The 11,150-nt window shown below is 73.5% G+C and carries 10 protein-coding genes; 4 read left to right on the forward strand and 6 right to left on the reverse strand.

The window, feature by feature from the left end; translation table 11 throughout:
• Nucleotides 1–168: 168 nt before the first annotated feature.
• The 5 genes from mshA to asnB all read right to left on the reverse strand — a co-directional run bounded on the left by mshA (nucleotide 169) and on the right by asnB (nucleotide 7,073).
• Nucleotides 169–1,482 (reverse strand): D-inositol-3-phosphate glycosyltransferase, encoded by a 1,314-nt coding sequence (gene mshA, locus ACFVYX_RS11525; protein WP_389681132.1) that lies wholly within the window; start codon nucleotides 1,480–1,482, stop codon nucleotides 169–171.
• Between the two features lie 139 nt (nucleotides 1,483–1,621).
• A complete protein-coding gene (locus ACFVYX_RS11530) occupies nucleotides 1,622–3,187 on the reverse strand; it encodes a class I tRNA ligase family protein (protein WP_389681103.1) in 1,566 nt (521 codons plus the stop codon).
• A gap of 99 nt (nucleotides 3,188–3,286) precedes the next feature.
• The gene (locus ACFVYX_RS11535; RefSeq protein WP_266894913.1) at nucleotides 3,287–4,033 is read right to left on the reverse strand and encodes an SDR family oxidoreductase; all 747 of its coding nucleotides are present in this window, start codon (nucleotides 4,031–4,033) and stop codon (nucleotides 3,287–3,289) included.
• 90 nt (nucleotides 4,034–4,123) lie between these two features.
• Complete coding sequence (locus tag ACFVYX_RS11540) at nucleotides 4,124–5,278, reverse strand: hypothetical protein (protein ID WP_389681104.1); 1,155 nt, start codon at nucleotides 5,276–5,278, stop codon at nucleotides 4,124–4,126.
• Entirely contained in the window at nucleotides 5,268–7,073 is a 1,806-nt protein-coding gene (asnB, locus tag ACFVYX_RS11545) for an asparagine synthase (glutamine-hydrolyzing) (protein ID WP_389681105.1), read from the reverse strand. The genes ACFVYX_RS11540 and asnB overlap by 11 nt, the downstream gene beginning before the upstream one ends.
• Nucleotides 7,074–7,214: 141 nt before the next feature.
• Between asnB and ACFVYX_RS11550 the strand changes: the two genes are divergently transcribed.
• A complete protein-coding gene (locus tag ACFVYX_RS11550) occupies nucleotides 7,215–7,940 on the forward strand; it encodes a PIG-L deacetylase family protein (protein ID WP_389681106.1) in 726 nt (241 codons plus the stop codon).
• A 171-nt stretch (nucleotides 7,941–8,111) separates the two neighbouring features.
• Nucleotides 8,112–9,131, forward strand: a complete 1,020-nt coding sequence (locus tag ACFVYX_RS11555; RefSeq protein ID WP_389681107.1) for a hypothetical protein — start codon at nucleotides 8,112–8,114, stop codon at nucleotides 9,129–9,131.
• Between the two features lie 61 nt (nucleotides 9,132–9,192).
• Here ACFVYX_RS11555 and ACFVYX_RS11560 read toward each other — a convergent pair whose 3' ends face one another.
• A complete protein-coding gene (locus ACFVYX_RS11560) occupies nucleotides 9,193–9,927 on the reverse strand; it encodes a helix-turn-helix domain-containing protein (protein ID WP_389681108.1) in 735 nt (244 codons plus the stop codon).
• 258 nt (nucleotides 9,928–10,185) lie between these two features.
• Between ACFVYX_RS11560 and ACFVYX_RS11565 the strand changes: the two genes are divergently transcribed.
• Both ACFVYX_RS11565 and ACFVYX_RS11570 read left to right on the forward strand, forming a co-directional pair.
• Complete coding sequence (locus tag ACFVYX_RS11565; RefSeq protein WP_389681109.1) at nucleotides 10,186–10,857, forward strand: DUF4097 family beta strand repeat-containing protein; 672 nt, start codon at nucleotides 10,186–10,188, stop codon at nucleotides 10,855–10,857.
• Between the two features lie 104 nt (nucleotides 10,858–10,961).
• On the forward strand, nucleotides 10,962–11,150 hold a 189-nt coding region (locus tag ACFVYX_RS11570; RefSeq protein ID WP_389681110.1), incomplete at its 3' end, for an ATP-binding cassette domain-containing protein.

Here is an 11,150-nt window from a genome sequence, read left to right on the forward strand (position 1 = left end):
CGCCGGGCGCTCCCTGAAGACATCTCCATTCTGTCCCGGCCCCCGAATCGAATCCAGGGATTGTCTTTGCGTGGACTCGCCATGGCGCGGATGCGTCAATCCGCCGTTCGCACAACGGAATTGATGAATCCGGAGCTCTCCATATCTTTGGTCGAACCAAAAGAGGTGCTAGACTTGTGCAACGGCCTTCTCGTTCCTCCAGGAGAGAGGGGCCGCCGGGGCAGGGGCGTGCCGCCGCCCCTGCCCCACCTCCCGCTCCACCCCGAAGAAGACCGGCCGGGGCGCCTCCGCGAGCGCCCCCCGGTACACCTCGACGGTCCGGATGGCAGAGGCCCGCCAGCTCATCCCGCGCGCATGGTCCACCGCCGCCTCCCCCATCGTCGCCACCACCTCCGGATGCGCCGCGAGCCAGCGCAGCCGGCGCGCGTACTCCACCGGATCGTGACCGCGCACGAGCAGCCCCGTCACCCCGTCCCACACCGCCGTCGGCAGCCCGCCCACCGCCGCCGCGAGCACCGGCGTCCCGCACGCCTGCGCCTCCAGGGCCACAAGCCCGAAGGACTCGCTGCGCGAGGGCACCACCAGCACGTCCGCCGCCCGGTACCAGTCCGCGAGACGCTCCTGCGGTACGGGCGGGCAGGACCGCAGCACATCCGTCACCCCCCGCTCCGCCGCGAGCTGCCAGGCCGTCCCCTCGCGCGTCGCGCCCGAATGCCCGCCGACCACCGGCACGAGCAGCCGGCGGCGCAGGTCCGGGGCCTCGCGCAGCAGCTCGGCCACCGCCCGTACCAGCACGTCAGGGCCCTTCAGCGGCTGTATCCGGCCCGCGTAGAGCGGTACGAACGCGTCGGTGGGAAGCCCGAGCCGGGCCCTCGCGGCCGCCCGGCCGTCCCCCGGATGGAAGGTCCGCAGGTCGACCCCGGGGCGTACGACCTCGGTGCGCGGCCCCTCCGCCCCGTACAGCGAGCGCAGCGCCTCCGCCTCGTCGGCCGTGTTGGCGATCAGCCGGTCGGCCGCGCCCACCACCTGGTGCTCACCCCGGATCCTGAGCTCCGGCTCGGGGGTGTCACCGGCGGCGAGCGAGGCGTTCTTCACCCGGGCCAGGGTGTGGGCGGTGTGCACGAGCGGGATCCGCCAGCCCACGGAGGCGATCCGGCCCGCCTGCCCGGAGAGCCAGTAGTGCGAGTGGACCAGGTCGTAGCGCCGCTCCTCCTTGAGCAGGGCGAGGGAGAACGGCACCACGAGATCGGGCATGGCCTCCTTGGGGAGCGCCTCGCGCGGCCCCGCCTGCAGATGGCGGACCCGTACCCCGGGGGCGAGCTCGACGAGCGGGGGCAGGGCCTCGCCCCGGCAGCGGGTGAACAGATCGACCTCCGCGCCCTGTTCCGCCAGGGCTCGGGACAGCTCGACCATGTAGACGTTCATCCCGCCGGCGTCCCCCGTCCCGGGCTGGTGGAGCGGGGAGGTGTGGACGCTGAGCATGGCGACGCGCAGGGACACGTGGGGCTCCTGAGGAGTGGGGGGCCACGTGTCCCTGCGCGTCGCTCGCGCGCACGGTCACGCGGCAGGTACGTATGTGCTTAGTTGCTTAGTTGCTTAGTAGTTGCGGGGGTCGTGGTGGTCAGAACCCGAAGACCGGGCCCGACGGCGGCGCCAGGCGGGTGCCCGGAAGGGGAGGCGTCAGGGCGTGCCAGTCGACCGGCCGCCCCGGCGCCACCTGGAGCGCCGCCGCCAGCCGGTCGGCGCCCTCCGGCATCACCGGCCGCGCCCACGCCGACAGGGCGGAGGCCACCGCCAACTGGGCGGCGAGCGCCGGAAGATGACGGCAGGACGTGCTGGGCCGGCACCGCTCGTGGGCGTTGACGTGACCGAAGTCGGCCGTCGAACGGACCATCTCGTCCAGGACGGCCACCGCGCGGCGCGGGTCGAAGGCATCGGGACCGTACGCCTCACGCAGGTCGTCCACGCCCCGGTGCAGCCGCCGCTCCAGGATCTCCCAGCCGGTGCCGCCTGGCAGCGCCTGCGGCGCGAGGCCGCCGCACTCCTCCCGTACGGCGGCGAAGAGCCGGGAGAGCCAGCTGTTCCAGTTGTCGTCCAGCTCGTGGCGGGCGGCGGCGAGCCGGTCCCGCTGGAAGACCGTGCGGCGGCCCAGCGGGCGGGCCTGGAGGACATGGCGGCGCAGGGTGTCGGAGCCGTACTCGGTGAGCAGGTCGAGCGCCCAGACGTTGCCCTCCTGCACGCCCTCCTCGATGACGTACGACTCGTTGACGTTGAAGTCCTGCGGCAGCTTGATGTCCTGCGCGAGGAGCAGCACCGGCAGCAGCACCGCGTGGCAGAAGGAGTGCCCGAAGCCGCAGAAGTGGATGGCACGGCGGGGCAGCGGGCCCTTCGTGTCGTACCCGAAGAGGTGCATCGCGGCGGCCTCGAAGCAGCCGTCGATCCGGTGGTCGGGGAAACCCTCCACGGGCACCTGCAGACCCCACTCGGCGGGATGCCCGACCGCGATGTCCGGCAGGCCGTCCTCGACGAGCGACTCGCACAGCGCGGCGAGCCGCGGCGGCAGGCCCGCCGTCGCCCAGTAGTCGGCGAGGGTCTCCCGGAACGGCTCCAGGGGGACGTACAGCCGGCGGCAGCGGCGGGCGACCGCCGGGGTGTCACAGAGGGCGCAGCGGGCGGCGATGAGGTCGCCGCCGTCGTTCGGACGGGCGCACTCGTGGCACATGCCGCCGTCGCTGACCGCGCCGCAGTGCGGGCAGGTGCCCGTCGCGTGCGCCCCGTACAGCCAGCGGTCGCAGGGCTCGCAGTACGGCAGCAGCCGGGTGCGCGGGGCGATCACGCCCTGCGCGAAGAGACGGCCGAAGAGGTCCTGCACCCAGCGTCCGTAGCCCTTGTCGCGGCGCGGGCGCACGATGTGGTCGAACTCCACGCCCGAACGCAGCCAGTCGGCGGTGATCGCGGCGCGGTAGCCCTCCGCGACCTCCTCGGGCTTGCGGTTGTGGCGCAGCGCCCGGACCTCGACGGAGCTGGCGTGGTCGGCGGTGCCGGTGGTGAACCGCACCGCCTCGCCCTCGGCGCGCAGATAGCGGGTGAGGACGTCGGCGGCGACGTACGGCCCGGCGAGGTGGCCGATGTGGAGTTCACCGTGGGTGGCGGGAGGGGTCGCGGTGATCCAGACAGGGGTGCTCATGGGACCTCCTTGACGCTGTGGTGCGGTGGGCTTCAGCGGTCGCGTGCGGCGGGGCGCTGTCGGCGCAGGGCGGGCCAGCGGGGTCGGTGGGAAGAACGGTCAGCGGGGCTCGAAGTGGAACGAGCGGATGAAGCAGTCACGGGGCTGCTCGACGGCGTACACGATGCATTCGAAGAGGGCCTGGGTGGTCAGCTTCTCGTCGGGCGCTATCCCGTCCGGATTCGATCCGTCCCATTCCGCGAACCGTGGGTCGGAGGTGGAGAAGTCCGGCGGGAAGAGGGAGAAGACACGGACCCCGGAGGGCCTCAGCCGGCGCGAGAGGATGTCGGCGAATCCGGCCTGGGCGCTCTTCGCCGCCCAGAAGGCCTCGTGGGCGACACCGGCGGTCGCCGCGGAGGCGCCCTCGGCGTCGCGGACGGCGACCATGTTGACGATGTCGGGTCGCAGCGAGCCGCGGAGCAGCGGCAGGAAGTGCTTCACCATCAGGACGGTGCCGCCGGCCGTCGACTCGATCGTCTCGACGATCTCGGCGTCGCTCGCCGCCTCCAGGTCCATGCCGTCGAGCCAGCGGGCGCCGTTGTTGACCAACAGGTCGACGCGATCGGTGTGTTCGCCCACGCGGGCCGCGAACTCGCGGATCTCGGCGGGCCGGCTGAGGTCGCAGCCGAAGGCGTGGATACGGTCGCGGGCCGAGCCCATGACTTCGGTACGGGTGCGTTCGGCCGCTTCCACGGTCCGCGCCGACACATAGACCTCGGCGCCGAGATGGGCGAAGCCCACGGCGAGCGCGCGACCGAAATAGCGGGACGCTCCGGTCACGACGACACGCAGGTTCTCGAATTTCATGGTGTCTGCTCTCCCCACGGATACCGATGGCCGGTCCATTTCAGCGTGGCAGAGGAAGCGGGCGCCGGGCCTGGTGAGCGGGGTGCGCGTTCACGCCGTTGCGTGGACACGCCATGGCAGTTCGAGCTCTTCGAGCACCTCGGCCCGCTTGTGGTGGACGCGAACGCGGTCCGGCGCGGTGGAGACGGTCACGGTGCCGCCGGGGGTGCGGACGGGGCCGCTCGTCGCGGGGACGACGGTGCCGTCGAGTGCCCCGGCCGCGGCGAGGGCGGCGGCGCCGGTGAGCGCGAGACGGGGGTGCCAGCCGCCGACGGTCAGGGCGCGGACGGAGAGCCCTCCGGGGCCGGTGGTGAACGCGGCGATCTTGGGGAGCGCGGAGTGGGGCGGGTGGCCGAGGAGGCGGGCGGCGCACGCCCGGAGCGCGAGGAGCCGGGCTTGGAGGGCCGCGTCGGCCGCGTGGACTGCGTGGGCCGCGTGGGCCGCGTGGGCCGCGTGGGCTGCGTGGGCTGCGCGGGCTGCGCCTGATTCGGCGGACTCCTCTGCTGCGGCGGCTGCGTGGGCTGCGGCGGCTGCGGCGGCTGCGTTGACTGCGTCGGCTTCGGGAAGGTGCCGGGCGTCGACGAAGACGTAGGGGTTGCCGTAGCGCACGATCGAGACGGGGACGCCGAGCAGGTGGTCGAGGGCCCGGCCGGTGGGGAGAGTGCCGGGGGCGGCGGGAGCCTTGAGGAAGCTGAGGGTGTACGCCGCGCCCTCCCGCTCGCACAGCACCGTGTCCCCCGTGGTCACCGCCCGGACGGTGACGGGCCCCGGCTGCCCCTCGGCGACGACACAGGCGAGCAGGGAGTGCCCGCAACCGGCACGGAAGTCGAACCGCCCGTCGGGGAGGACCTGCATGAACCGGTAGTCGAGGGAGTGGCCGGGGCGGGCGGCGGGCCCGTAGAGGGCGATCTTGTCGAGCCGGGGGTAGCGGGTACGGGCGAGGGCGTGGCGCAACCGCGCCAACTCGCCGCCCAGGGCGAGGGTGCCGACGGGGAGCCGGTCGACCCGCAGGACGAGGGTGGGCCCGGGGGCGTCAACGGCCCGGACGACGGTGGCCTTCGTCGCGGACGGGGCGGGGCCCGGACCGGTGCGGACCCGCGGGGTCCGGGCCGCGGGGTTCCCGGGCCGGGCGGCGCCCGGCGCCGGGCCGGGGAGCCCGGTCCCGGCGGGTACGGGACGCGGAGGTCCCGGGGCTTCAGGCCGCACAGCCGGCCGGGATCCGCATGCCCTGGACGACCTCCGTCCACAGCTCGTGGACCGCGAGGGACCACAGGGCCAGGGCGTCATGGTGCGAGGGGCGTTCGAGGTGGCGGGCCAGGAGCTTCTGGACCCGGTCCGCGCGGACCTTGCCGCCGAGGACGAGCCGCGCCGGGGAGAGCAGGTCGCGGACGGTGTCGAGGAGCGGGCTGCCGGGGGCCAGCATCGCCGCCACGGGCAGCGTGAACGGCTGCTTGGGCCGCCGCAGGACCGAGGACGGGAGCAGCTCCGCGCCCGCCTCGTACAGCGCCCGCTTCCCCGTCCTCGCCGCTGTCGGCAACGCGCGCGCGTGCGTCACGACGGACGGCTGGCAGAACGGCATGCGCGCCTCGACGGCCCACGCCATGGAGAGGTGGTCGACGCGCCGCAGGTGGTACGCGGGGAGCCGCCAGCGCGTCTCGAAGGCGGTCATCGCGGTGAGCCGGTCCTCGCCGACGGCCTCCGCCGAGCGCAGCTCCTGTTCGATGCGGTCGGCGGCCGAGCCCTGGTCGGCGATGAACGCGCGGTAGTTGGCCGTGTAGAGGTGTTCGCGGAGGAGCCGCGGGGCCGCGGAGAGCGCGTCGGCGTAGGCGCCGGCCCAGTCGGCACCGGCGGGCGCCGCGAGGGCCTCGCGCATCCGGTCGTATCCGCCGAAGAGCTCGTCGGCGCCGTCGCCGGTGAGGGCGACGGTGAAGCCGTTCTCGCGGACGGCGCGGAAGAGGGCGTACGTGGAGAGGGTGATCGGGTCGGCGTTGGGCTGGCCGAGGTGGCGGACGGTCCTGGTGAGGAGCGAGCTCAGCTCGTCGGGGTCGACGGCGACCTCGTGGTGCACGGTGCGGGCGCGGCGGGCGACGGAGCGGGCGTACGTGGCCTCGGAACCGGGCCACCGGCCGCGGTAGGTGAGGTGGAAGGTGTGGAGCGGCGGCGCGTCGGTCTCGCGGGCGTGCTCGGCGGCGAGCGCGGTGACGAGCCCGGAGTCGAGGCCGCCGCTGGTGATGGCGCAGACGGGTGCGTCGGCCTGGGCGAGCCGGCGCACCTCGTGCCGCAGGACGTCCTGGGTGTCACCGGCGGGAGTGGCGCGGTAGGGCCCCCGGCGGCGGACGAGGGGCGCGGCGCCGGGCCGTACGAGGGCGGTGGCGCCGGGCGGCAGGACGCTGACGCCGTCGAGCGCGGTCTGCGTGGCGAAGGAGGTACGGGTGGCGAGAAGGGTGTCGAGGGCGTCCTCGCGCGGGGAGATCCGTACGCCCTCGAAGGCGAGGAGTGCGGGGATCTCGGAGGCGAAGCGGGTGGAGCCGTCGTACGGGTCGTGGTGCAGATGGATCGGCTTCATGCCCATGTCGTCGACGGCGAGGACCAGTTGGGTGCGGCCGGGGCGGAGGTCGAGGAGCGCGACGGCGAACATGCCGTCGAGGTGCTCGGCGAAGGCGGGGCCGTACTCGGCGTAGAGCGCGGGGAGCAGGGTGCCGTCGCAGCGGTCGGGGAACCGGTGGCCGCGGGCGGCGAGGCCCCGGCGCAGCTCGGCGTGGTTGTAGATCTCGCCGTTGAGGACGGCGAGGACGCCGGGGAGGTGCGGCAGCCGGTAGGGCTGCTGCCCGCCGCAGGGGTCGGTCACGGCGAGCCGGTCGCAGCCGAGGGACCACCCGGGGCCGCTGAGCACCTGATGTTCGTCGGGCCCGCCGTGGCGTTGGCGGGCGGACACCGCCGCCAGCTGGGCCGGCTCGGGGCGTTCCGCCCCGGCGGCGAAGGAGCCGAGAATCCTGCACATGCCGGTCACCCTCCAAGCGCGTCACCCGTCACACCCAATGATTTGAATCTACCAACTTTTTGAATGGCGCGTAAGTGCCATGTCCAGTTCACGCCACGACCCGGCCTTGCGACGCCCCCACCACCCCAACAGGCTGGACCCATGGAGGACTTCAACCGCACCGCCCCCGAGTCCCTGCTGGTGGTGGCCGCCCACCCCGACGACATCGAGTTCTGCGTCAGCGGCACGGTCATGCAGTGGATCGAGCGCGGCACCCGCGTCACGTACTGCATCGTCACGGACGGCGGCGCGGGCGGTTACGACGCACAGCTCCCCCGCCAGGCCATGGCGGACCTGCGCCGCGCCGAACAGGTCCACTCCGCCAAGCTCAGCGGCGTCGCCGACGTCCGCTTCCTCGGCTATCCCGACAGCTTCGTGGAGCCCTCCGTGGAGCTCCGCCGCGACCTGTGCCGGGTCATCCGCGAGGTACGGCCCCAGCGCGCGATCATCCCCTCCCCCGAGATCAACTGGGCACGGGTCGCCGACCTCCACCCCGACCACCGCGCCGTCGGCGACGCCTGCCTGCGCGCGGTCTACCCCGAGGCCCGCAACCCCTTCGCGCACGCCGCACTGCTCAAGGACGAGGGCCTGGAACCCTGGACCGTCCACGAACTGTGGCTGATGACCGGCCCCACCCCGAACCAGTACGTCGACGTCACCTCCGTCTTCGACCGCAAGGTCGAGGCCCTGCGCATCCACACCTCACAGACCGCCCACTTCGACGACCTCTCCGGTCTCCTCCGCACCTGGCTCGGCGAGCACGCGACGGCCGGCGGACTGCCTCCCGGCCGGATGGCGGAGGCGTTCCAGATCGTGCACATCGACTGACCCGGCGGCCGCTGCGCCGGCTGCCCCGACAGCCGACCGGCCCGACGGCCGGCTGCGCGCCGGTCCAGGGCACGGTCCGGCCTTGTGAGGGCCGGGGGCCCATGAGACCGTGAGCGCCACACGTGGGGGCGCGTGCCACCAACACGCGTTCGACAAGGGGGAGTTCACGACATGACGGCGAACGTCTCGGAACTTGAAGCGGCAGTGATCGCGCACTACGGCCTCCCGTGGCCGGAGGTCGACGAGGCCGGCTACGTGCCGGTGGCGACCGCCCTGAACGCTTACGCCCAGTTCACCCTGGACGACGCCTGGGCCGCGAACCGGCACGTGCAGCGCCTGCTCTCCTCCGGCCAGGGCGAGGCGATGAACGCGCTGGCGGAGCACTGGACCCGGGTCATGGAGCAGGACATGGGACCCATCGCCAGGTCGGCCCACGCCCTGGCCCTCACGGTGAGCGAGATCCCCGGCATGGTCGCCACGCTCAGGCAGGTCATCGCGGTCGAGGCGGCCTCGCTCGCCGCGCGCAACGCCCTCATGCTCACCGGCGGCGCGCTGACCTTCAGCCCGGCGGCAGCGGCCACCGCGGCCGCCACCGTCACAGCGGACGCCCAGCAGACGGCCGCCCGGGCCGCCCGCCAGGTCGAGAAGACCGCGAAGGCCGTCCGGCAGAGCCTCACCTCCCTTCTCGCGCACCCGGACGTGGCCGCCCTCGAACGCGTCCCGGCCAACCTCGCGGGCGGGATCGGGGGCGGTGCGGCGGGCGGCGCGGTCGGCGGGATCGCGGCCGGGGCGGCGGGCGGCACGGACACCGGCCGGGCCATCGGCAGCGTCCTGCGCGTGGACCACGAGGAGCACAAACTCGCGGCCTCCAAGCTCGCCGAGGTCGCCGTCGACGTCCGCGCCAGGACCACCGCGGAGCTGACCGCCGCCACCGGACAGCACGCGGCCGTCAGGGGCAGCGGCTCCTTCGCCCAGGCCGTCGCCCCGGACCTCGACCTGGTCCTGGACCGCCTCGGCGCCGCCACGGCCGCCGTCGCCACCCACCTGAGCGGCGCCCTCCCCGACGCGGTCCTCCTCGTGTCGGAGAGCCAGCAGTCCACGGACGAGGGCAACAGGCACCGGCTGGCCGAGCTGGACCAGGACGCACCTTCCCCCCAGGGGCGGCCGGAGGCCTCGCCCACGGGGCAGTGAAGCAGCGCCGTTGGCCCTCTCGCACCAGGCCGGCCGACGCAGCCGCGCGGCTGCGCATCCGTCAGACGGCGCCGCCCTCGGACGGCTTGGCCTTCGTGTGGAGGATGTCGCGGGCCTGCTCCGCGGCGCGCGCGGTGCTCTCGGCGACGAAGTCGAGGAAGCGGGCGACGTTCTCCAGACGGACGCCGGCCGGGGTGCCGGCGCCCAGGACACCGACACCCTGCTGCGCGGTCTCGACGATCTGCGCGATGGACCGGGCGCTGGCGAGCATCGACCGGTACCAGATGTCGTCGTCGACGATGTAACGCTCGCGGCGGCGTTCGTCCCGCTCCCGGCGGACGAAGCCCTGCCCCTCCAGGAACGTCACGGCCTTGGAGATGGACGCCGGGCTGACCTGAAGACGCCGGACCAGCTCGGCCGCGGTGAGGCTGCCGGTGTCGGTGAGGGTGAGGCAGGCCATGACCCGGGACATCATCGCCGGCATCCCCGAGGCCAGGAGGACGGTGGTGAACGCCTCCTCGTACTCACGCACCGCCTCGGCGTCCCGCCCATGGGCCTGCGGGACCGCCTCGGCACTCCGGGGCGCGGCCGGCCGGCGGCGGTGGGTACGGCGCTCGGTGGCGCGGTGGGCGAGCTCGGCCCGATAGGCGGTGGGCCCGCCGTTCCGCATCACCTCGCGTGTGACGGTCGACGTCGGACGGTCCAGACGCCTCGCGATCTCCGCGTAGGCCAGGCCGTCGGCCAGTCCCAGCGCGATCTGCTGACGCTCCTGCTGGGTGAGCCTGCCTCCGGGCACCACGGCCTCCTTCATGTTCCCTGCCGCCACTGTTCCGTGACCCGCCCAGCATAGCGTTCACCTGCATCTCATTGCAACGCATGAGCGTTTGACGTTGCGTTACCCTGGAATCCATTGCAACGAAATTGCCTCATTGACCTGCAAATACGTGGATTGGATGCAACGAACTCGTTGCCAGACTCTCGAACGCAACGTAGCTTTTCCATCAACGGAAACGACGGGCCGGCAGGGCGCCCGCCGCCGAAGAAGGAGAGCACCATGCAGAAGTTCGCCACCCCCGCCGCCATCGCCGCCATCCTCGCCGTCCCCGCCGGACGCATCCGGTTCGTCGCCGCCGAGCGGACCGAGACCACCGTCGAGATCCGGCCCGTCGACACCTCCAAGGGCCGCGACGTGAAGGCCGCGGAGCAGACGACGGTCACCTACGCCGACGGCGTCCTGCGGATCGAAGCCCCCGAGGCCGCGAACCGGGTCCTCGGCGACTCCGGGTCCGTCGAGGTCACCGTCCAGCTGCCCGCCGGCTCCCGCATCGAGGCGAAGACCGCCGCCGCCGAACTCCGCGGCGTCGGACGCCTCGGCGACATCGCCTTCGAGGGCGCGTACCGCGAGATCAGGATCGACGAGGCCGCGAGCCTCCGCCTCACCGCCACGGACGGCGACATCGAGGTCGGCCGGCTGGGCGGCCCCGCGGAGATCAGCACCGCGCGGGGCGACATCCGGATCGGCGAGGCCATGAGCGGCACGGTCGTGCTCCGCACGCAGGCCGGCGAGATCTCGGTCGCCGCCGCCCCCGGGGTCTCCGCCTCCCTGGACGCCGGCACCTCCTTCGGCCGGGTCCACAACACGCTGCGGAACGCGGAGGGCGCCACCGCCGGCCTGAACATCCACGCCACCACCGCCTACGGCGACATCACCGCGCGCAGCCTCTGACCGACGCGGGCCGCGACCCTCGCGGCCCCACCCGCACCCCCGTCCGCACCCTCGTCACCCCCACCCGCACGGCATCCGATCCGCAAGCTGAGGAGCAACCCATCATGTCCGACCCGGCCATCGCGGCGAACGGGCTGCGTAAGTCCTACGGGGAGAAGACGGTCCTCGACGGCGTCGACCTGACCGTCCCCGCAGGAACGGTGTTCGCCCTGCTCGGTCCGAACGGCGCGGGCAAGACCACCGCCGTGAAGATCCTCTCCACCCTCATCACCGCCGACGGCGGCCACGCCCAG

Origin of the sequence: Streptomyces sp. NPDC058326 (assembly GCF_042879855.1) — a bacterium.
In the GTDB taxonomy this organism is placed as follows: domain Bacteria; phylum Actinomycetota; class Actinomycetes; order Streptomycetales; family Streptomycetaceae; genus Streptomyces.